Source organism: Micromonospora sp. NPDC047793 (assembly GCF_040642635.1).
Classification (GTDB): Bacteria; Actinomycetota; Actinomycetes; order Mycobacteriales; family Micromonosporaceae; genus Micromonospora.
Window position 1 is genome coordinate 159,950 of sequence record NZ_JBEYSG010000013.1, and the last position, 20,898, is coordinate 180,847.

The following is a 20,898-nucleotide window of genomic DNA, read 5'->3' on the forward strand; positions in this document are numbered from 1 at the left end:
GTGCCGACATTGTGCCGTCGGCGTCGACATCCGCCGTCGCAGCGACACCCTGTCGTGCACGGAGAGTGTTCGCACTACCTCGACATTTTGTGTTTTTCGCCGTTTTCGCATGTAAAGCCACAAGCAGGTCTACTGTGGAAAAGCCTGGTGACTTGCAGTGTTCCGGTGGCGGGCCGTCGTGTCCCGATGCACAGTGATCCCATGAACGACAGCGGACATGGGCGCTACTACTGGTGTACGCGACACCACCGGGTCGAGCACGAAGCCGACGTGTGCCCTGCCCGGCACGTCCTCGGCCCGTACGCCTCGGCCACCGACGCGGAGAACGCCCTGCAGAAGGTGCGGGAGCGCAACGAAGCGTGGGAAGCCGAGGACGCCCGTAGGGCCGAGGAGGACGGGGAGGAGAAGTAGCCGACGCGGGACGACCTCGCGTCGCGACACCACGTGCGCCGCGAGGGCGGCGGCACGTCCCCAAGGAGGAACCGAGATGGCCGAAGCACAACAGGCCACCCGACCGGCCGCGACGCGAACACCCGCCCGGCAGACTGCCGCCACGGACCGCACCGCCGGCCTCACCCGTACGCCGACCACGCGGCGCGCGAACGGCACCGCCCCGGCCACCCGTACCGCGTCCGGTGCTGCCGGCCGGACCCCGGCCTCCCAGCGCACCACCGCCACGCCCCCGGCCGCCCGGCGCACCGCCACGGCGACCCCGGCCGCGAACGCGACCGCGTCAGCGGGCACCACGACGGCCCCCGCCCGCAAGCGCGCCGCCGTGAAGTCCCCCGCCAGTCAGATCACCGCGGCGACCCCTGCGGCTGCCGGTCGGAAGACCGCGCCCGGGTCCGCTACGGCTGCCACCGGCGTGAAGCCCACGCCTGCGGCTGCGGCGAAGAAGACGGCCGCTGCCGGTGCGGGGAAGAAGACCACCTCGGCGCGGGCTGCGGCGAGCGAGGGGTGCCCGGCTCCGGCGCGCACCACGACAGCGGCCAAGCGGGCGCCGGCCAACAAGGCCACCACAGCGACGGCCACAGCGGCCCGGACCACGGCGGCGCGGACCACGGGTACCCGGAGCACGAGCACTCGGAGCGCGGCGGCCGGCAGTACAGCGGCCCGGGGCACGGCAGCGCGCACCACGGCCGCCAAGGCGTCCGCGAGCGCGGCGACCCCGGCGCGTAAGACCGCGCCCGCCGCGCGCAAGGCCGCGCCGGCCCGGAAGGCTGCTTCCGCCGTGGGTAAGACTGCGCCGGCGCGGAAGGCTGCTTCCGCCGTGGGCAAGGCCGCGCCGGCTCGGAAGGCGGCTTCCGCCGTGGGTAAGACTGCGCCCGCGCGCAAGGCTGCTTCCGCCGCGCGGAAGGCCGCGCCCGCGCGCAAGGCGACGATGGCGCGGGCCGCCACCGCGCGCAAGGCGCCGGCCACGAAGACCACGGCGGCGGCCAGCAAGGCACCCGCGCGCAAGACCACCACGGCGTCGACCCGGACCCCCGCCCGTACGACGGCGGCGAAGGCACCCGCGAAGAAGGCCCCGGCGAAGAAGGCGTCCACCGCCGCCCCCGCGACGAAGACGACGGCCGGTCGGACCGTTTCCGCGCGCAAGGCCGCTCCCGCGACGAAGACGGCTCCGGCGAAGAAGGCGGCGACAGGTCGGGCTACACCGGCGCGTAAGACCGCTCCGGCGAAGAAGGCGACCTCGACCCGGCCGGCCGCGACACGCAAGACGGCGACCGCAGCAAAGAAGACGACGACCCGGGCCACGGCGGCGCGCAAGTCCGAACCGGCGAAGAAGTCTGCGGCGAAGGCGACGAGCAGGGGTACGGCGGCTCGGAAGTCCGCCGTCCCGGCGAAGAAGTCCACCGCCTCGGCGCGCACGAAGAAGTCCACCGCCTCGGCGCGCACGTCGACAGCACCGGCCCGGAAGTCGACAGCACCGGCCCGCAAGTCCACGGCGAGCGCGACGACCAGGGCGGCGGCCCGCAAGTCCACGGCCCCGGCGAAGAAGGCCACGACGAGCGCCGCGAGCCGTGCGCGTCAGTCCACGGGTTCGGCGGCGAAGTCCACCGCGAAGCGGACGACGACCTCGGCCCGCAAGGCCCCCGCCAAGCGAGCCACCGCCAAGTAGGCACCCCACTTCGACGAAGCAGGTCCCTACCCACGCGTTGCCCGTCGGTCACCCTCGCGCACTCAAGGCCGGCCTCGCACGCTCAAGGGCCGGTCGACCCCGCGCGATCATGGAGTTGTGGCCCTCCGCGAAAGCCGCGAAATTGGGCGAGGCGGGTGCCACAACTCCATGATCGACGCGTGCGGGCTCGCCGCACCCGCCACCGACGTGTGGTGGTGGGGTGGTCGGTCGGGGGAGGGCGGGGCGTGCGGGAGGCTGTCAGGATTGGCCCATGGTCATCCGACGGGTTGTCGCACCCCGCATCGATTTCGGCGGGCTACGTCGTGAGTTGGGGCTGCCTGAGGCGTACCCCGAGCAGGCGCAGCGGGAGGCCGACGAGGCGGTCGCCGCACCGCCCCGGCCGGCGGTGGACCGGACGGACGTGCCGCTGGTCACGGTGGATCCGCCGGGGTCGCGGGATCTGGACCAGGCGATGCACCTCAGCCGCCGTACGGGTGGGGGCTTCCGGGTGCGGTACGCGATCGCGGACGTGGCCGCGCACGTACGCCCGGGTGGTGCGTTGGAGGAGGAGACCTGGCGGCGGGGGCAGACGGTGTACCTGCCCGACGGCAACGTGCCGTTGCACCCGCACAGTCTCGGTGAGGGTGCGGCGAGCCTGTTGCCGGACGTGGACCGGGCGGCGGTGCTGTGGACCATCGACCTGGACGCCGAGGGCGCGACCACGGCTGTCTCGCTGGAGCGGGCGCTGGTGCGCAGCCGGGCCCAGTTGGATTATCCGAGTGTGCAGGCCGACGCGGACGCGGGCCGGTTGCCGGAGCCGATCGCGTTGTTGCCGGAGATCGGTGCGCTGCTGACCGCGCGGGGTCTGCGCCGGGGTGCGATCAATCTGCCGATCCCCGAGCAGGACGTGGAGGCCGACGGCGACGGGTGGCGGCTGGTGCTGCGGGCACCGGTGCCGATGGAGGAGCACAACGCGCAGATTTCGCTGCTCACCGGGATGGCGGCGGCGGACCTGATGCTGGCCGGCGGGATCGGGCTGTTGCGGACGATGCCCGCGCCGAAGGCGGAGGCGGTGCAGCGGTTGCGGGCGGCGGCGGGGCCGCTGGGCGTGGACTGGCCGGAGGGGATGAGCGTCGGGGAGTTGCTGCTGGGGTTGGACCCGGCGCAACCGAGGGCCGCCGCCTTCGTCGATCAGGCGGCGGAGCTGATGCGGTCGGCCGCGTACACGGCGTTCGACGGCGAGGTCCCGGAGCAGCCGGCGCACGGTGGGGTGGCGGCGGCGTACGCGCACGTGACAGCGCCGCTGCGTCGGCTGGCCGACCGGTACGCCACGGAGGTCTGCCTGGCCCTGCACGACGGCCGTGCGGTGCCGGACTGGGCCCGGGAGGCGTTGCCCCGGTTGCCGGCGGTGATGTCGACGACGGACCGGGCCGCGTCGGCGGCGAGTCGGGGTGCGATCGACCTGGCCGAGGCGGTGTTGTTGGCGCACCGGGTGGGGGAGACGTTCGACGCGGCGGTGCTGGACGTCGACGCGCCGCCGAACGGCAAGGGGCGCGCGAACCGTCCGCCCGGGGGCGCGGTGGCCCTGGACGATCCGCCGGTACGGGCCCGGTGCACCGGCGAGCTGACGCTCGGCACCCGGGTCCGGGTCCGACTGGTCGCGGCCGACCCAGCCACCCGCACGGTCACCTTCGCCCTGGCCTGATCCGGCTCACGGCGGTCTCCGACGGGCGGCGGGACCCGGCTCGCCGCGATCCTCGACCACCGGGACCCCGCAACGGTCGGCGGTGCGTAGTCGCGACGCTGCGGGCGGTTGCCGTCGGGCCTGCTCAGCGGGGTTTGTCACAGCTCAGAGCGCTGCTGCGGGGCCGCAGGATTTGCGAGGATGACGACCATGGCATATGACGCGAGCGACCTGCCCGACGTTTCCGGGCTCACCGTCGGCATCATCGGTGGCACCGGTGACCAGGGCCGGGGGCTCGCCTACCGGTTCGCCCGGGCCGGTCAGACGGTGCTCATCGGTTCCCGTTCCGCGCAGCGCGCGGCCGAGTCGGCTGCGGAGATCGCGGCCCTGCCGGGCGTACCGGCGGAGGGCAGCGTGACCGGGGCGGACAACGAGGAGGTGGCCCGGCGCAGCGACGTGGTGATCATCGCGGTGCCGTGGGACGGGCACGCCGCCATCGTCTCCGCGCTCGCCGCACCGCTCGCCGGCAAGATCGTGGTCGACTGCGTGAACCCGCTCGGCTTCGACAAGCAGGGCCCGTACGCGTTGCCGGTGTCGGAGGGCAGCGCCGTCCAGCAGGCCGCCGCGCTACTGCCCGACTCCCGGGTCTGCGCCGCGTTCAACCACGTCAGCGCGCCGCTGCTGGCCGACCCGGAGATCGACCGGATCGAGCTGGACGTGCTGATCTGCACCGAGGAGCGGGAGCTGGTCGGGATCGTCGGCGCGCTCGCCGCCCGGATCCCCGGCATGCGGGGCATCTACGCCGGACGGCTGCGCAACGCGCACCAGATCGAGGCGTTCACCGCCAACCTGATCGCGATCAACAAGCGCTACAAGGCGCACGCGGGCGTCCGCGTCACCGACGTCTGAGCGACCGTACGACGCAGCGGCCCGCCGGGATCCCGGCGGGCCGCTGCGTCGTACGCAGGGATCAGAAGACGACCTCGACGCCGGCCTTCTTGCAGGCGGCGGTGAGGTTCTCGCCGGCCTTGGCGAAGCCCGGGTTGTCGGCGGCGGCGGCCGGATCGGCGGCGGCTGCCGCCCGACCCGCCTCGGTGCTGAACTTGCCCATCGCGGCGGCCACCTTGCTGTCGCCGCCACCGCTGGCGGCGAGCTTCGTCATCTCCTTCTCCAACCCGCCCAGGATCTCCTTGAACACGGTCGGGGTCGGCTCGCCGCCGGACTGAAGGGCCTTGACGAGTTCGGCCCGCATCCCGTCACTGGCCTTCTTCGCCGACTGGCACAACTTCTTGTCGCCGACCACGTCGGCGGCGCTGGCCGTCGACGGCGCGGAGGCGTCGGGGGTCGGGGTGGCCGAGGGCGGCGCGACCGTGGCGGTGGGGGGTACGGCGGACGGGGCGGGGTCGGCGGCGGTGTCGGCCGAGTCGCCGCCGCAGGCGGTGAGCGCCAGCAGGCAGGCGCACGCCAGGGTCAGGACGGAGGTGTGCATTCGCTTCACGGGCCGGTACGTTAGCCGCCTTCCGCAGATCCCGCTGCCCGGTTCCGACGGTGCCGCCGCAGGGACGGGCAGGTCGGTGGGCGTGTCACGGCCCGTGCGCGTCCACGGGCCGTGACGGTCCGCTCAGAAGGTGTGTTCGGCGCCGGGGAACTCCCCGCCGCGCACCTCGTCGGCGAAGCGCCGGGTGGCCTCGCCGAGCACGCCCGCGAGGTCGGCGTACCGCTTGACGAACCGGGGCGTCCGGCCGGTGCGCAGCCCCGCCATGTCCTGCCAGACCAGCACCTGGGCGTCGGTCTCCGGGCCGGCGCCGATGCCCACGGTCGGGATGCTCAGCTCCGCGGTGATCCGTTTGGCGACCTCACCGGGCACCATCTCCAGCACCACCGCGAAGGCGCCCGCCTCGGCCACCGCCCGCGCGTCGGCGATCACGTCCTCGGCGGTGTCGCCCCGGCCCTGTACCCGGTAGCCGCCGATGGTGTGTTCGCTCTGCGGCGTGAACCCGATGTGCGCCATCACCGGGATGCCGGCGCCGACGACGGCGGCGATCTGGTCGGCGCAGCGCCGGCCGCCCTCCAGCTTCACCGCGTGGCAGCCGCCCTCCTTCATGAACCGCACGGCGGTCCGCAGGGCCTGGGTGGGGCCCTCCTCGTACGAGCCGAACGGCAGGTCACCGACGACGAGCGCCTGGCGGGTGGCCCGGACCACGGCCCGGACCAGCGGCAGCAGCTCCTCGGCGGTGATCGGGAGGGTGGTCTCGTAGCCGAACACGTTGTTGGCGGCCGAGTCGCCGACCAGCAGCACCGGGATGCCGGCGGCGTCGAAGATCGAGGCGCTGTACTGGTCGTACGAGGTGAGCATGGGCCACTTCTCGCCGCGTTCCTTGGCGGCGATCAGGTCGCGGGTGCGGACCCGTCGGGTGACCGGGCCGCCGTAGAGGGCGGTCACCTCGGTCGGGGTGGACTCCACCATGACTGTCTCCTTCCTCGAGGCCGCGTACGCGGTCCCCGGGCTCTGCCGCGATCGTCGCACCGGCGGCCCCGGTCGCGGCAGAGCGCAGTGGAGGATGTCACTCGCCGGTGGTCAGCCGTCCTCGCGCCACCGGTTGGTGATCGGCAGCCGCCGGTCCCGCCCGAACGCCTTCATCGAGATCTTCGCCCCGGGCGCGGACTGGCGGCGCTTGAACTCGGCGGTATCCACCAGCCGGAGCACCTTGTCCACCACCGCCGGGTCGTGCCCGGAGGCCACCAGGCCGTCGCGGCCCAGGTCGCCGTCGATGTAGCCGATCAGGATCGGGTCGAGGACGTCGTAGTCGGGCAGCGCGTCGCTGTCGAGCTGGCCGGGGCTCAGTTCGGCGCTGGGCGGCTTGCCGATCGAGTTCTCCGGGATAGGCGGCGTCCCGCCCCGCCGGGTCGCCTCGGCGTTGCGCCAGGTGGCCAGCCGCCAGACCAGTGTCTTCCAGACGTCCTTGATCGGGTTGAAGCCGCCGACCGAGTCGCCGTAGATGGTGGAGTAGCCGACCGCCAGTTCGCTCTTGTTGCCGGTGGTGAGCACCAGGTGGCCCTCCTGGTTGGACAGCGCCATCAGGATGACGGCGCGTACCCGGGCCTGGAGGTTCTCCACCGCCACCCCGGAGAGCGACATGTTCGCCAGGAAGGTGTCCACCATCGGTTGGATGGGCTCGACCCGGTAGTCCAGGCCGGTGCGCTCGGCCAGGTCGGCGGCGTCGTCGCGGCTGTGCCCGGAGGAGTGCTGGCTGGGCATGGAGAGGGCGACCACCCGGTCGGGACCGAGCGCGTCCACCGCGATGGCGGCCACCACGGCCGAGTCGATGCCGCCGGAGAGCCCGAGCACCACCGAGGGGAAGCCGTTCTTGTCGACGTAGTCACGCAGGGCCAGGACCAGGGCCTCCCACACCTCGGCCTCGTCGGCGACCGGCTCGACGATCCCGCCGTGGACCGGCGGGCCGTCCGGTGCCGGGGGCAGGGCGTCGATCGTGCCCCGCACCATCCGCAGCCCGCCGGTGAGTGCGGCGCCGTCGCGGGCACCGCCGAGGGTGGCACCCGGACCGCTGCCCGTCTCCGGCAGCTCCACGTCGTGCACGAGCAGGTGCTCCACGAACTGCGGCGCGCGGGTCAGCAGCGTGCCGTCCGCCGCGACGATCATGGAGTCGCCCTCGAAGACCAGCTCGTCCTGGCCGCCGACCATGTTGACGTACGCGATGGTCGCCTCGGCCTCGGCGGCGCGCCGGCGGACCACCGGCAGACGCAGGTCGTCCTTGTTCAGCTCGTACGGCGAGCCGTTGATGCTGACCACCAGCCCGACCCCGGCGTCGCGGGCGGCGGCGAACGGGCCGCCGGCCTGCCACAGGTCCTCGCAGATGGTCAGCGCCACGTCCACCCCGCCGAGCCGGACGACGGTCAGCGTGTCGCCGGGCACGAAGTAGCGGTCCTCGTCGAAGACGCCGTAGTTGGGCAGGTGGTGCTTGAAGTAGGAGACCACCACCTCGCCCCGGTGCAGCAGGGCGGCGGCGTTGCGGGCCCCCCGGCCCGGCTCGGCGTCCGGGCTGACCTGGGGCGGGCCGTCGGCGTCGAGGTAGCCCACCACGACCGGCAGGTCACCCAGCCCGTCGGCGGCCAGGTCGGCGGCGAGGCGGCGCAGCGCCGCCTGGGACGCCGCGACGAAGGAGCGCCGGAACACCAGGTCCTCGACCGGGTAGCCGGTCAGCGCCAGCTCCGGGAAGAGCACGAGTCCGGCTCCGGCGTCGGCGGATCTCCGGGTCCACGAGCGGATCATCTCGGCGTTGCCGGCGATGTCGCCGACCCGGGGGTTGACCTGGCACAGAGCGAGACGCAGGGTGGGCATGTCCTCATCTTGCCCACGGTGGGCGGACTCGACACGTGGTGTCCGCGCAGACCACGCCACCCGGCGACCGGGGGTCGGGACTGGGCGGGACGCAGTGGCCGCGGGTCGGTTAACGTCTGCGTAATCGGGTCGGTGGAGACTGGTCGGTCAGGTCGGGTAATCACCGTCCGAAGCCGGACATAGCGTGTCGCGGAAGGTTGGGGCAGTGGACCGTCAGCAGGAGTTCGTCCTCCGCACGCTCGAAGAGCGGGACATCCGTTTCGTCCGGCTGTGGTTCACCGACGTGCTCGGCACGCTCAAGAGCGTCTCCGTCGCCCCCGCCGAGTTGGAGGCCGCCTTCGAGGAGGGCATCGGGTTCGACGGCTCGGCGATCGAGGGCTTCGCCCGGGTCTTCGAGTCGGACATGGTCGCCATGCCCGACCCGACCACCTTCCAGGTCTTCCCGTTCGAGGGCGGGGTCAGCGGCGAGAGCGCCCGGATGTTCTGCGACATCCTGCTCCCCGACGGCGGGCCCTCCTGGGCCGACCCCCGGCACGTGCTGCGCCGGGCGCTGTCCCGGGCGGCGGAGAAGGGCTTCACCTTCTACACCCACCCCGAGATCGAGTTCTTCCTGCTGGAGAACGGCCCGATGGACGGCAGCGTCCCGGTGCCGGTGGACAGCGGCGGCTACTTCGAGCACACCACGCACGCGGTGGCCCGCGACTTCCGCCGCCAGGCCGTGCTGTCGCTGGAACGGATCGGCATCTCGGTCGAGTTCAGCCACCACGAGGTCGCCCCCGGCCAGCAGGAGATCGACCTGCGCTACGCCGACGCGCTGACCACCGCCGACAACATCATGACCTTCCGGCACGTGGTCAAGGAGGTGGCGCTCTCCACCGGCGTGCAGGCCACCTTCATGCCCAAGCCCTTCACCGACCAGCCCGGCAGCGGCATGCACACCCACCTGTCGCTGTTCGAGGGGGAGCGCAACGCGTTCCACGACGCGGGCGACCCGATGAAGCTCTCCAAGGTGGCCCGGGCGTTCATCGCCGGGCTGCTGGTGCACGCCCGCGAGTACACGGCGGTCACCAACCAGTGGGTCAACTCCTACAAGCGGCTCTTCCCCCAGGCGTTGCCGGACCGGGTCACCGAGAGCCCGGCGTACGTGTGCTGGGGGCACCTGAACCGCTCCGCGCTGGTCCGCGTCCCGGCGTACGGCAAGCCGAACTCGGCCCGGGTGGAGGTCCGCTCGCCCGACTCGGCCGCCAACCCGTACCTCGCCTTCGCGGTGCTGCTCGGCGCCGGGATGAAGGGCATCGAGGAGGGGTACGAGCTGCCGCCGGGCGCCGAGGACGACGTCTGGTCGCTGACCAGCGCCGAGCGCCGCGCCATGGGGTACGAACCACTGCCGGAGAACCTCGCCGAGGCGATCGACGTGATGGCCGGCTCGGAGCTGGTCGCCGAGGTGCTCGGCGAGCACGTCTTCGACTTCTTCCTGCGTAACAAGCGGGCCGAGTGGGAGCAGTACCGCCGCGAGGTCACCCCGTACGAGCGCCAGCGGTACCTGTCGCTGTAGGACCGCCACCACCGCCCGGGCGGGCGTTGCGCGGTGCCGCTATCGTCTCGATCACCGTGCCGGCGCCCGCCGGCCGCAGACGGTGGGGGAGGCAGTCGGTGCTGGAGGATCTGCTCAGCGGAGCCTGGCAGAGCGTGGTGTTCGGGGTGGTCGGGGTCGGGCTGATGGCCGCCGGTTTCGTCCTGGTCGACCTGCTGACCCCGGGCAAGCTGCGGGACCTGATCTGGATACGCCGCAACGCCAACGCCGGCCTGCTGCTCGCCGCCAACCAGCTCGGCGTCGCCGGGATCGTCTTCACCGCGATCCTGACCAGCTACAGCGACTTCGCCAAGGGGCTGGCCTCGACGATCCTGTTCGGAGTGATCGGCCTGGGCATCATGGCGCTGGCCTTCTTCGTGCTGGACCTGCTCACCCCCGGCAAGCTGGGCGAGGTGATCTGCGCCGACGAGCCGCACCCGGTCGCCAAGGTCAGCGCCGCCACCCACTTCGGTGCCGCGCTGATCGTCTGCGCCTGTATCGCCTGAGCCGGCACGCGTCAGCACGACCGTGGGGCGGCATCCGACCGGATGCCGCCCCACGCGGTGTCACTTCCCGCCGGTCCCGCCGGGGCCGCCCCGGCCGGCCCAGCCGCCCGGCCCGCCGAACACGCCGGCCTCCACGGCCGCGGTGATCGCGTCGGCCTGCTCCTGGGTGAGCTTGCCGTCCTCGACCGCCTTGGCCAACCGCTCGGTCAGCGCCTCCGTGCGGTCCTCGGGAGAGCCCTTCGGCCCCCGGTCCCCGTCGGGACGCTCGCGACCCTCGCCGTCCGGGCGACCCTGCGGCTTGTGCTCCTCGCGGAGCTTCTCCAGCGCCTCGGTGACCTTCTCGGTGGGTACGCCCAGTTCCTCGGCCAGGGACTCGGCGAACTTCGCCCGGTGCGCGCCCGGCTCCGGCCGCTTCTCGTCCTGCTGCTCGGCGCTCGCGCTGGCGCTCGGGGTTGCCTTGTCGTCGGCGAGCGCCACCGTGGGGGCGGCGATCCCCACGCCGAGGACACCCGCGGCGGCCAGCCCGGCCAGCAGGTGCTTCTTCGAGATCGTGCGGGACATCGGTCCTCCAACTCGTCGGTGATGCGATGACGTCACCGACAGTGACCAGCCTGGCTGGGGTCGAGCCGTGGCAGACCTGTCAGCGAGCTGGCAATCGCGCCGCGAATACCGGACGAACCAGACTTTCGGGTGGTTCAGCTGACAGCCGGGTCCACGGTCACCGTGCCGGCGTCGGCGTCGAGGACGGCCCGGGTGCCCACCGGCACACTGAGCTGACCGGGCCCGTGCCCGACCGGCAGCCCGCCCAGCACCGGTACGCCCAGGTCGCCCAGACGTTCGGTGAGTACGTCGGCGACGCTCACCGGCCAGCCGTCCGCGCAGTCGGTGAACTGGCCCACCGCCACCCCTGCCAGCCCGTCCAGCGCGCCCGCCCGACGCAACTGGGTCAGCATCCGGTCGACCTTGTAGGGCGGCTCCTGCACGTCCTCCAGCAACAGCACCGCCCCGCTCAGGTCCGGCATGTCCGGGGTGCCCACCGAGGCCACCACCAGGCAGAGGTTGCCGCCCAGCAGCCGGCCGACGGCCCGGCCCGAGGTGCGTACCGGGAAGGTGTCCTCGGTCTCGACCGCGCGTACGGTCACCGGCGCGGTGGTGGTCAGCGCCGCGTGCAGGGACTCGGCCGACGCCAACGGCGTGCGCTCGTCCCGCCACGCCGCCCCCGGCCCGTGCACCCCGGCCAGCCGGGCGCCCCGCCACAGCGCCAGTTGCAGCGCGGTGATGTCGGAGAACCCGGCCACCACCTTGGGATCGCGGCGCACCGCCGCCATGTCGATCGCGTCCACCACCCGCTGTGCGCCGTACCCGCCCCGGGTGCAGATCACCCCGCGCACCGTCGGGTCGCCGAAGGCGGTGTTCAGGTCGGCCGCCCGCTGCGCGTCCGTGCCGGCCAGGTAGCCCTGCCGCGCGTACACGTGCGGGGCGGGCACCGGCCGCAGGCCCCAGCCGGTGAGCAGCTCGATGCCCCGGGCCACCCGTTCCGGACGGGTCGGCCCGGACGGCGAGACCAGCATCACCGTGTCGCCGGGGCGCAGCGCCGGCGGGCGTACGACGTGATCGGGTGCGGTGTGGTGGGACACAGCGGCAGAGCCTAGTGCGGTGTCCAGAAACGTCCACTGGACCTCGCCGCGACACCGCCGACGTTCCTGGACACCGCACTGGTCCCGCGCGCCGGGCCCGTCGGCCGGACCGGATAGCCTCGACGGCGTGGCTACCGCGTTGGTGATCGAGAACGACCCGACCGACGATGCGCGACGGCTCGGCGAGTGGCTGACCGAGGCCGGTCTGGAGCTGTCGGTGTCCCGCCCGCACGCGGGCGACCCGCTCCCCGCCGACCTCGACGGGTACGCCGCGCTGGTGGTGCTCGGCGGCGACCAGCAGGCCTACCCGGACCCGGACGGCAAGCCCGGCGCGTCCTGGCTGCCGGCGGTGGAGGGGCTGCTCCGCAAGGCCGTCCGGCACCGTGTCCCGACACTCGGGGTCTGCCTCGGTGCGCAACTGCTCGCCACCGCGCACGCCGGCACGGTCGAGCGCAGCCGCTCCGGGCCGGAGGTGGGGCCCGCCGTGGTCGGCCGGCGTGACGCCGCCGAGAACGATCCGCTGTTCCGGTACGTCCCGCTCATCCCCGACGTGCTCCAGTGGCACACCGACGAGATCACCGAGCTGCCGGCCGGTGCGACCCTGCTGGCCGCCTCCACCCGCTTCCCGCACCAGGCGTTCCGCCTCGGCGACCGGGCCTGGGGCCTCCAGTTCCACATCGAGTGCGACGCCGACATGATCGCCGAGTGGGCGACCGACTCGGCGGTGCTGGCCGAGCTCGACTACGACCCGGAGCTGGTGGTCGCCGCCTGCGCCGCGGTGCTGGCCGACGTGGAGGACGTCTGGCAGCCCTTCGCCGCTAGGTTCGCCGCCCTGGCCCTGGGCGAACTGGACGACAGCGGGTCGCGCCGCACCCTGCCGCTGCTCGGGCACTGATGGGCCGCCCGAGCAACGCCACCGGCCGGCTCGCCCGGTACGGCTTCGGCATCACCGACGACGACCTCGGCGCCCGCGCCGCCGACCTGCTCGGCCCGGACGGGCTCGACCTGTGGCGCCCGCAGACCCAGGAGCCCACCGGCGACCAGGCGCGGGAACTGCTCACCGCGCTGTCCCGGGCCGCCGACCCGGACCTGGCGCTGCGCCAACTGCACCGGATGGTCGAGGCCGAGCGCCGCGCCCTGGCCGGCACGAACGGCGGCACCAGTGCGGCGGTACGCCAGCGCGGCGCCGGACCGGGCCAGGCCACCGCCCCCGCCCAGGGGCAGCCGGTGGCCGCCTCGACCGGAGGCATCGGCGCCGGGTCGCCGCTGCTGGCCGCGCTGCACGACGACCCGGGGCTGCGCCGTCGACTGATCGCCGTGCTGGGCGCCTCCTCGGCACTGGGCGACCACCTCGTCGCCAACCCGGACCAGTGGACGGTGCTGCGCACCGAGTCGGACGGGCTCGCCCCGACCGCCGACGGGCGGCTGGACCTGACCGGCGAGGGCAACCCGGTGGCGGTTCTGCGTCGGGCGTACCGGCTGGCGCTGCTGCGCGTCGCGGCGGCCGACCTGACCGGCGGGCGCGGCCTGGAGCAGACCATGGCCGCACTCTCCGCGCTGGCCGACGCCACCCTCGCCGCCGCGTACGCGATCGCCGTGACCGAGCTGCCCGAGGGCGCCCGGGAGCCCCGCCTGGGCGTGGTGGCGATGGGCAAGTGCGGCGGCGGCGAACTGAACTACGTCTCGGACGTCGACGTGATCTTCGTGGCGGCCGAGGACGACGACCTGGCCTCGGCCACCACCGTCGCGACCCGGCTGATCCACATCTGCGGGCTTGTCGCCTGGCCGGTCGACGCCGCGCTGCGCCCCGAGGGCAACCGGGGGCCGCTGGTGCGGACGCTCGCCAGCCACCTGGCGTACTACCGGCGCTGGGCGCGCACCTGGGAGTTCCAGGCCCTGCTCAAGGCCCGTCCGGCCGCCGGTGACCTGGCGCTCGGCCAGGAGTGGATCGACGAGCTGGCGCCGCTGCTCTGGCACGCCGCCGAGCGGCCGGAGGCGGTCGAGGACGTCCGGTCGATGCGCCGCAAGATCATCGACAACATCCCGGCCAAGGAGCAGGAACGCGAGATCAAGCGCGGTCCCGGCGGCCTGCGCGACATCGAGTTCGCGGTGCAGTTGCTGCAACTGGTGCACGGCCGGGGCGACGAGTCCCTACGCCCACCCGGCACCATCCCCGCCCTGCGGGCGCTGGTCACCGGCGGCTACGTCGGCCGCGCCGACGGGGAGGCGCTGCTGCGCGGCTACCGCTTCCTGCGCGGTGTCGAGCACCGCCTGCAACTCCAGGGCCTGCGGCGCACCCACACCGTGCCGACCGACCCGGGCGCGTTGCGCTGGCTCGCCACCGCGCTCGGCTACACCGCCACGCCGGGACGCAGCGCCGTCGAGGAGTTCCGCGCCGAGTGGGTCACCCACGCCACCGAGGTACGCCGACTGCACGCCAAACTGCTCTACCGGCCGCTGCTGGAGTCGGTCGCCCGGGTACCCGCCGACGGTCTGCGGCTGACCCCGCAGGCGGCCCGCAACCGGCTGGAGATCCTCGGCTTCGCCGACCCGGCCGGGGCCCTGCGTCACCTCCAGGCCCTCACCGGCGGGGTGAGTCGCACCGCCGCCATCCAGCGCACCCTGCTGCCGGTGCTGCTCAGCGAGTTCGCCGACGCGCCGGAACCCGACCGTGGCCTGCTCAACTACCGCCAGGTCTCCGACTCCCTCGGCAGCACCCCCTGGTATCTGCGGCTTCTGCGCGACTCCGGCCCGGTGGCCCGCCGGCTGGCCCGGGTGCTCTCCTCCTCCCGATACGTCGCCGACCTGCTGAGCCGGGAACCCGAGTCGCTGCGACTGCTGGCCGAGGAGAGCGAACTGAGCCCCCGGCCCCGCGGGGTGCTCTACGACGGGTTCGCCGCCGCGGCGGCCCGACACACCGACCCGGTCGAGGCGATCCGGGCGGTCCGTGCGCTGCGCCGCCGGGAACTGCTCCGGCTCGCCTGCGCCGACGTGCTCAGCCGCGCCGGTTCGCTGACCCCCACCCGCCCCGACACGGACCGCTCGACGCTCGGCGACGTCATCACCGTCGGCACCGCGCTGGCCGCCGTCACCGACGCCACCCTGGCCGCCGCACTGCGGACCGCCCGCGCCGCCCAGCCGACCATGCCCGACCTGAAGTTCGCGGTGATCGGCATGGGCCGCCTCGGCGGGTACGAGTCCAACTACCTCTCCGACGCCGACGTCCTCTTCGTCTACGAGGCACCCGAGGGCGTCGCCGAGAGCGCGGCGAGTGCCGCCGCCCACGCCATCGCCGAGGAACTGCGTCGGCTGCTCGGGATGCCGGCGCCCGACCCGGCGCTCGGCGTCGACGCCGACCTGCGCCCCGAGGGCCGGCAGGGACCGCTGGTCCGCAGCCTCGCCGCCTACCAGCAGTACTACGCCCGCTGGTCCCGAGTGTGGGAGGCGCAGGCGCTGCTGCGGGCCCGCTGCGTCTGCGGCGACGCCGACCTGGGCACCCGGTTCGAGAAGCTGGTCGACCCGGTCCGGTACCCGGCCGACGGCCTGACCCGGGAACAGGTCGTCGAGATCCGCCGGATCAAGGCCCGGGTGGAGACCGAACGGCTGCCCCGGGGCGCCGACCCGGCCACCCACACCAAACTGGGCCGGGGCGGCCTCGCCGACGTCGAGTGGGCGGTGCAACTGCTCCAGTTGCAGCACGCCGGTGCCCACGAGTCGCTGCGCGGCACCCGTACCCTCGACGCCCTCTCCGCCGCCCGCGACGCCGGCCTGATCGACCCGGCGGACGCCGAGGCGATGACGGCCGGCTGGACCCTGGCCGCCCAGGTCCGCAACGCCCTCATGCTGGTCCGGGGCCGGGCCGGCGACCAACTTCCCCGGCACGGCGTGGAACTGGCCGGCGTGGTCCGGCTGCTCGGCCGCGACGATCCGGGCGAGTTCCTCGACGAGTACCTGCGCACCGGCCGCCGCTCCCGCGCCGCCATGCAACGCGTCCTGGAGATGTAAGGAAGGGCACCTTATTAACGCCCGCGGTAGAGCAGGGGTCCCCTGCTAACACCCCGTCGAGAGCCCGAGGATCAACCACCGAGGGTGTACGTGCCGGCGCCCGGCACCGTGACCACCGTCCAGTCCCCGTCGGCGGTGACGGTGGCGCCGCCGGACGCGGTCAGCCAGCGGCTGTGCCGGACCCGCACCGGCACCGGGCCCGCGTCCGGGGTGCGGAAGGTCACCGAGGCGCCGTCGGAGCGGACCAGCTCGGCAGGGGCACCCACCAGCGGCGTCGGGTCGGTCACCGCGTACAGCCGCCAGTGGGGGTCGGACCACACCTCGGTCAGGTACGGCAGGCCGCCCGTGACCAGCTCGGCCTCGGCGCGGCCGACCCAGGACAGTGGTGCGTCGGGCACCGCGACGTACTGCACCGCGTACTCGTCGAGCCAGTCCCGGTAGCTGTCGGCGGTCAGCGGCACACCGGTGCCGGCCGCGCCGGGCACGGTGGTGAAGAAGAGCGGGTTGCGGTCGATGTCCGCCTGCCGCAGCCAGCCCCGGGCCAGCGGCACGTCACCCATCCGGGCGGCCTCCCAGTAGTTGCGGGTGGGCGGCACCTCCAGCCGGCCGGTCAGCCCGCGCCGGTCCAGCTCGGCCCGCAGGGGGGCGTGGTAACTCGGACGGCTGGTCGGGTCGCCGATGCTGCGCAGGTCGGCGGAGACCACCGGCGGCTGCCACCAGCACACCGCCGCCAGCAGCACAGCGAGCGCCACCGCCGCCACGCCCCGCCGCCTCGGCCGCCCCGACACCTCGGGTCGCCCGACGAGGTCGGGCCGAGTCGGGGGACTGGCCTGGACCGATCGGCCGGGCTGGGGCGAAGCGTCGGGTCGCGGTGCGATGCGGAGGTGGTGCGCCGAGCGGGCCAGCCAGGCGGGGGGACGGGCGGCGGCGGCCAGGATCGGCAGGGCGAACATGGTCGCCAGCCGGGTGGCGTTCAGCCCGACCGGGGTGTGCACCAGCGCCGCCGCGACCACCCCGCCCGCTGCCAGCACCGCACCCGACCGCACCGGGCGGTAGCCGACCAGCGCGGCCACCAGCAGGGCGGTCACCGTCGCCCGGATCGTGTCGGTCCGGCTGATGTTCATCCAGCCGCCGTCACCGAACAGCACCGCGGTCACCCCCAGCGGCACCGCCGCCGCGACCGCGACGGTCAGCCCGTCGGCGTACCGGCCGGACAGCAGCACGGCGACCCCGGCGAGACCGACGAAGAGTCCGGCCACCGGACTGGCCGCCGAGGCCAGCAACGCCGCCGCACCGGCCAGCACGAGCGGTCGCCACGAACTGCGGCGCCAGGTGAGGGCGAGCAGGGCGGCGAGGCCGAAGGCCACCCCGAGGCCGTACGTCACCCGGCCGGAGACCAGGTTGCCGGCGATGGTGACCACCCCGACCAGGCTGCCGAGGAGCGGCCGAGGCACTCCGGTGCGGACCAGCAGCGCGGCGAGGAGGGCCGCCGCCGCGACCACCGCGATCACGCCGGTGAGGCGTACCCCGAGCAGGGCCATCACCGGCTGGGCCAGCAGGCTGTAGCCGAACTGCTGGACCCCCGCGTACCAGCGCAGGTCGACCGGGGTCGCGCCGTGTGCGGCGAAGAAGTCGGCCCGGGCCACCTGCGCCGCCAGGTCCGAACCCATCGCCGGAAGGATGAGGTACGCCACACCGAGCGCCCCGGCGGACGCGGCGGCCAGCGCCACCACCCGACTGCCCCGCATGCCCACCTCCGTACCGCGCTCACGGTACTGGCAGCATGTCGGACGTGCCCCATCACCTCGTGCGCTGGACCGGACTGGCCGGATCGATCATGCTCGCCGTGGCGGCGTTCCTCGGCGGCGCCCTGCCCGACGGCGACCTGCGGCCCACTCCGCTGCGCATCTGGCAGGGGCCGTACGGGCCGCTGATCATCGCGTTGTGGCTGTTCGGTACGGCCGCGATGGCGTTCGCGTGGTGGACGTTGCGGGACCGGGTGCCGTCGGCACGGTGGGCGCTGGTCACCGCCGGGCTGTGGATCGTGCCGTTCCTGTTCACGCCGCCGCTGGGCAGCCGGGACGCCTACGCGTACGCCTGTCAGGGGGCGAGCTTCGCCAACGGCATCAGCCCGTACGAGTACGGCGTCTCCACGTTGCCGTGTCCGTGGCTGGACACCATGTCGTTCATCTGGCGGGACACCCCGGCGCCGTACGGGCCGCTGTTCGTGGTGCTCTCCGGCGCGATCGTCGCCGCGACCGGCTCGCTGATCGCCAGCATCGCGTTGTTCCGGGTACTCGCGGTCGCCGGTGTGCTGCTGACGGCGGTGAGTGTGCCGGTGCTGGCCCGCCACTGCGGTGTGCCGGTCGGCCGGGCGCTCTGGCTGGCGCTGGCCGGCCCGCTGGTGGGCGTACACCTGATCTCCGGGGTGCACAACGACGCGTTGATGGTCGGGTTCATGGTGGCCGGCCTGGCCATCGTGGTCAGTCGACCGGCCCGGCCGTGGCCGCTGCTGGCCGGTGGTGTGGTGCTCGGCATGGCCGCCGGGATCAAGGTGACCGCCCTGGTGGTGGTCCCGTTCGCGGCGCTGCTGGCGATCGGCGGCGGCTTCACCCTGCGGGGGTTGCTGCGCCACGGCACCCCGGTGGTCGGCGGAGCGGTGGCGACACTGATCGGGGTGACCCTGGGCGCCGGGTTGAACCTCGGCTGGATCACCGGGCTGTCGCACGGCAACGAGGTGATCGCCTGGACCTCGCCGCCGACCGCCGTCGGGCAGACCGTCGGGTACGTGCTGCTGCCGTTCGGCCTGCACGTCGACGCGCTGCCGGTGACCCGGGGGATCGGCATGGTCGTGCTGGCGGCGCTGCTGGTGTGGTTGTGGTTCCGGGCGCGTCACCGGGAACCGCTCTGGCACGCCGCGCTGGCGCTGACCGCCACGGTCGCGCTGGCCCCGCTGTTCCACCCCTGGTACTGGTTCTGGCCGCTGGCGCTGCTCGCCGCCACCGCCCACCGCACCTGGTGGTTCAGCGCGGTCACGGTGTTCGCCGCGTTCCAGGTGCTGGCCGACGGCACCGGCCTGCCCCGGTACACCAAGACGGTCGGTGCGCCGCTGATGACGCTGTTCGTGATCTGGGTGGCGGTCCGCTTGGTACGGTCGGCTCGGGCGGCCCGCCGCCCGGTTCCCGTCGACTGAGGAGAGGCACGCCGGTGACCGAGACCGGCGTCCGACCCGCCTCCGCCCGGGACCGCCGCGTCCGGTATGTCGGCCTGCTGGGGGCGGTGGCCCTCACCGTCGCCGCGTACACCGGTGGCGCCCTGCCCGACAGCATCACCACCCGGGCCGGCCACCCCTTTCCGGCCGTACTGCTGTGGCTGCTCGGCACCACCGCCATGGTGGGCGCCTGGTGGACACTGCGCGCGGGCGCCCCGTCGACCGGGTGGGCGTTACGGACCGCCGCGCTGTGGACGGTGCCGCTGCTGGTCAGCGCACCGCTGGGCAGTCGGGACCTCTACTCGTACGCCTGCCAGGGCTGGGCGTACGCCGACGGCGGTGACCCGTACGCCACCGGTGTCGCCGAGGCGGGATGTCCGTGGCTGGACGCCGTCGCCCCGGTGTGGCGGGACACGGCGGCACCGTACGGCCCGTTCTTCGTCCTTCTCGCCGCGCTCGCCGTGGTCCTCGGCGGCACCCTGGTCGGGACGCTGGCGGTGTTGCGGGTGCTGGCGGTGGCGGGACTGCTGCTGGCCGCGTTCTGCCTGCCCGGCCTGGCGCGGGCGGCGGGGGTGCCGCCCGCGCGGGCGACCTGGCTGGTGCTCGCCTGCCCGCTGGTCGGGGTGCACCTGGTGTCCGGCGCGCACAACGACGCCGTGATGCTCGGTCTGCTCCTGCTCGGTCTGCTCCTGCTCGTCCGACGTCCCGCCCGCTCTGCCGGTGCGCTGTCCGGCGCTGCGGCGCCGCCGCCGGTCGGTGGTGTGCCGGATGCTGCGAGGGGGCACTCGGTCGCCGTGGTGCTGGTCGCCGGGGTGCTGCTCGGCCTGGCGGTCTCGGTGAAGGCGACCGCCGTGGTGGTGCTGCCGTTCGCCGCGCTGGCGGCCGTCCGTGGCCGGTACACGGTGGCGGCACTGCTACGCGACGGCGGCACGCTCGCCACCGGAGTGCTCGGCGCGCTCCTGCTCTCCTCACTGCTCTCCGGTCTCGGGCTGGGCTGGATCGGTGGACTCGGCAGCAGCGGCGACACCGTGCAGTGGACCTCGCCGCCGACCGCCGTCGGCATGCTCGTCGACTACCTCGGTGAAGCGGTCGGGCTGCCGCCCGTCGGTGTGCCGGTGGCCCGGATCCTGGCACTGACACTGCTGGCGGTCCTGCTGGTGCTGCTCTGGTGGCGTACCTGGTCGGCGCTGCGCCACCCCCGCCAGCCGGACCGAGGACAGCGCGGTGAGCACGGGGATGCCCGCGCCGCCGACGCCGCTCCATACGGCCCGCCTGCGGCCCGCGCGACCGGCAACGGCCCGCCTGCTGCGGTCGGTGTCAGCCCGTCGGAGGTGGGCGCGGGGGTGAGCCGTCACCGTTCGGTGCTGCTCGGCGCGGGCTTGGCGCTGGCCCTCACCGTCGTCCTCGCGCCGGTCTTCCACCCCTGGTACGCGACCTGGCCGCTGGCGCTGCTCGCGGTGACGGCGACCCGGACCATCTGGTTCCTGGTGCCGAGCGCGCTGGCATCCTTCCTCGCCCTGCCGGACGGCACCAACGTGGCTCGGCTGGTGAAGGCACCCGGCGCGGTGGCGATGACCCTGTTGGTCTCTGTCCTGGCGGTCCGATTTCTGTCCCGGATCCGCCGGAACCGTGAGCCACGCTGAGCCCAGTTGCCGCGAAGCCGGGTCGCACGCCGACCGCAGGCCGGAGGTGGGGAGATTTGTTGTCGCTCCAGCGACAACAAAAAAACCCAACCCCCCCCCCCGGCCCCGGCCCAAGCGCAGGGGGCACGGGGGGGGAACGGAGTGGGAGGGAGGGGGTGTC

At 73.9% G+C, this 20,898-nt stretch carries 16 protein-coding genes; 9 read left to right on the plus strand and 7 right to left on the minus strand.

Going from position 1 to position 20,898, the window contains the following annotated elements:
• Positions 1-201: 201 nt before the first annotated feature.
• On the plus strand, positions 202-411 hold the full coding sequence (locus ABZ738_RS23645; RefSeq protein ID WP_176094958.1) for a hypothetical protein: 210 nt from the start codon (positions 202-204) through the stop codon (positions 409-411).
• Between the two features lie 381 nt (positions 412-792).
• Here ABZ738_RS23645 and ABZ738_RS23650 read toward each other — a convergent pair whose 3' ends face one another.
• Positions 793-2,004, minus strand: coding sequence for a hypothetical protein (locus ABZ738_RS23650; RefSeq protein WP_357216392.1), 1,212 nt, complete (start codon positions 2,002-2,004; stop codon positions 793-795).
• 386 nt (positions 2,005-2,390) lie between these two features.
• Here ABZ738_RS23650 and ABZ738_RS23655 point away from each other — a divergent pair, with 386 nt between their 5' ends.
• On the plus strand, positions 2,391-3,824 hold the full coding sequence (locus ABZ738_RS23655; RefSeq protein WP_131056955.1) for an RNB domain-containing ribonuclease: 1,434 nt from the start codon (positions 2,391-2,393) through the stop codon (positions 3,822-3,824).
• Positions 3,825-4,013: 189 nt separating this feature from the next.
• The gene (gene npdG, locus ABZ738_RS23660) at positions 4,014-4,712 is read left to right on the plus strand and encodes an NADPH-dependent F420 reductase (protein WP_176094956.1); all 699 of its coding nucleotides are present in this window, start codon (positions 4,014-4,016) and stop codon (positions 4,710-4,712) included.
• A gap of 61 nt (positions 4,713-4,773) precedes the next feature.
• Here npdG and ABZ738_RS23665 read toward each other — a convergent pair whose 3' ends face one another.
• The 3 genes from ABZ738_RS23665 to ABZ738_RS23675 form a co-directional block, all read right to left on the minus strand.
• Positions 4,774-5,292, minus strand: a complete 519-nt coding sequence (locus tag ABZ738_RS23665; RefSeq protein WP_357216442.1) for a hypothetical protein — start codon at positions 5,290-5,292, stop codon at positions 4,774-4,776.
• Positions 5,293-5,424: 132 nt separating this feature from the next.
• Positions 5,425-6,270 (minus strand): 3-methyl-2-oxobutanoate hydroxymethyltransferase, encoded by an 846-nt coding sequence (gene panB, locus ABZ738_RS23670; protein ID WP_131054874.1) that lies wholly within the window; start codon positions 6,268-6,270, stop codon positions 5,425-5,427.
• Positions 6,271-6,381: 111 nt separating this feature from the next.
• Positions 6,382-8,163: an NAD+ synthase gene (locus tag ABZ738_RS23675; protein ID WP_357216397.1), complete on the minus strand. Its 1,782-nt coding sequence runs from the start codon at positions 8,161-8,163 to the stop codon at positions 6,382-6,384.
• Positions 8,164-8,368: 205 nt separating this feature from the next.
• Between ABZ738_RS23675 and glnA the strand changes: the two genes are divergently transcribed.
• Complete coding sequence (gene glnA / locus ABZ738_RS23680; RefSeq protein WP_131054872.1) at positions 8,369-9,718, plus strand: type I glutamate--ammonia ligase; 1,350 nt, start codon at positions 8,369-8,371, stop codon at positions 9,716-9,718.
• A 98-nt stretch (positions 9,719-9,816) separates the two neighbouring features.
• Positions 9,817-10,242 (plus strand): DUF350 domain-containing protein, encoded by a 426-nt coding sequence (locus ABZ738_RS23685; protein WP_131054871.1) that lies wholly within the window; start codon positions 9,817-9,819, stop codon positions 10,240-10,242.
• A 60-nt stretch (positions 10,243-10,302) separates the two neighbouring features.
• Here ABZ738_RS23685 and ABZ738_RS23690 read toward each other — a convergent pair whose 3' ends face one another.
• Together ABZ738_RS23690 and ABZ738_RS23695 are read right to left on the minus strand one after the other, a co-directional pair.
• Positions 10,303-10,803 carry a hypothetical protein gene (locus ABZ738_RS23690; RefSeq protein ID WP_131054870.1) on the minus strand — a complete coding sequence of 167 codons (501 nt, stop codon included), beginning with the start codon at positions 10,801-10,803 and terminating at the stop codon, positions 10,303-10,305.
• Positions 10,804-10,937: 134 nt separating this feature from the next.
• Positions 10,938-11,813, minus strand: coding sequence for an LD-carboxypeptidase (locus tag ABZ738_RS23695; RefSeq protein WP_357216445.1), 876 nt, complete (start codon positions 11,811-11,813; stop codon positions 10,938-10,940).
• A 193-nt stretch (positions 11,814-12,006) separates the two neighbouring features.
• Here ABZ738_RS23695 and ABZ738_RS23700 point away from each other — a divergent pair, with 193 nt between their 5' ends.
• Both ABZ738_RS23700 and ABZ738_RS23705 read left to right on the plus strand, forming a co-directional pair.
• Positions 12,007-12,774, plus strand: coding sequence for a type 1 glutamine amidotransferase (locus ABZ738_RS23700; protein ID WP_131054869.1), 768 nt, complete (start codon positions 12,007-12,009; stop codon positions 12,772-12,774).
• Positions 12,774-15,884: a bifunctional [glutamine synthetase] adenylyltransferase/[glutamine synthetase]-adenylyl-L-tyrosine phosphorylase gene (locus ABZ738_RS23705; protein ID WP_357216403.1), complete on the plus strand. Its 3,111-nt coding sequence runs from the start codon at positions 12,774-12,776 to the stop codon at positions 15,882-15,884. Before ABZ738_RS23700 ends, ABZ738_RS23705 begins: the two co-directional genes overlap by 1 nt.
• Before the next feature lie 71 nt (positions 15,885-15,955).
• Here ABZ738_RS23705 and ABZ738_RS23710 read toward each other — a convergent pair whose 3' ends face one another.
• The gene (locus tag ABZ738_RS23710; RefSeq protein WP_357216406.1) at positions 15,956-17,632 is read right to left on the minus strand and encodes a hypothetical protein; all 1,677 of its coding nucleotides are present in this window, start codon (positions 17,630-17,632) and stop codon (positions 15,956-15,958) included.
• Between the two features lie 44 nt (positions 17,633-17,676).
• Between ABZ738_RS23710 and mptB (ABZ738_RS23715) the strand changes: the two genes are divergently transcribed.
• Both mptB (ABZ738_RS23715) and mptB (ABZ738_RS23720) read left to right on the plus strand, forming a co-directional pair.
• The gene (gene mptB, locus ABZ738_RS23715) at positions 17,677-19,077 is read left to right on the plus strand and encodes a polyprenol phosphomannose-dependent alpha 1,6 mannosyltransferase MptB (RefSeq protein WP_357216409.1); all 1,401 of its coding nucleotides are present in this window, start codon (positions 17,677-17,679) and stop codon (positions 19,075-19,077) included.
• A 14-nt stretch (positions 19,078-19,091) separates the two neighbouring features.
• Positions 19,092-20,738 carry a polyprenol phosphomannose-dependent alpha 1,6 mannosyltransferase MptB gene (mptB, locus tag ABZ738_RS23720; protein WP_357216412.1) on the plus strand — a complete coding sequence of 549 codons (1,647 nt, stop codon included), beginning with the start codon at positions 19,092-19,094 and terminating at the stop codon, positions 20,736-20,738.
• The last annotated feature ends 160 nt before the right edge of the window (positions 20,739-20,898 follow it).

Excerpts from the sequence above, each read along its gene's own strand:
- ABZ738_RS23645 (WP_176094958.1), top strand. The coding sequence starts at position 202 with ATGAACGACAGCGGACATGGGCGCTACTACTGGTGTACGCGACACCAC.
- ABZ738_RS23655 (WP_131056955.1), top strand. The coding sequence starts at position 2,391 with ATGGTCATCCGACGGGTTGTCGCACCCCGCATCGATTTCGGCGGGCTA.
- npdG (WP_176094956.1), top strand. The coding sequence starts at position 4,014 with ATGGCATATGACGCGAGCGACCTGCCCGACGTTTCCGGGCTCACCGTC.
- ABZ738_RS23665 (WP_357216442.1), bottom strand. The coding sequence starts at position 5,292 with ATGCACACCTCCGTCCTGACCCTGGCGTGCGCCTGCCTGCTGGCGCTC.
- panB (WP_131054874.1), bottom strand. The coding sequence starts at position 6,270 with ATGGTGGAGTCCACCCCGACCGAGGTGACCGCCCTCTACGGCGGCCCG.
- ABZ738_RS23675 (WP_357216397.1), bottom strand. The coding sequence starts at position 8,163 with ATGCCCACCCTGCGTCTCGCTCTGTGCCAGGTCAACCCCCGGGTCGGC.
- ABZ738_RS23690 (WP_131054870.1), bottom strand. The coding sequence starts at position 10,803 with ATGTCCCGCACGATCTCGAAGAAGCACCTGCTGGCCGGGCTGGCCGCC.
- ABZ738_RS23695 (WP_357216445.1), bottom strand. The coding sequence starts at position 11,813 with ATGCTGGTCTCGCCGTCCGGGCCGACCCGTCCGGAACGGGTGGCCCGG.
- ABZ738_RS23705 (WP_357216403.1), top strand. The coding sequence starts at position 12,774 with ATGGGCCGCCCGAGCAACGCCACCGGCCGGCTCGCCCGGTACGGCTTC.
- ABZ738_RS23710 (WP_357216406.1), bottom strand. The coding sequence starts at position 17,632 with ATGCGGGGCAGTCGGGTGGTGGCGCTGGCCGCCGCGTCCGCCGGGGCG.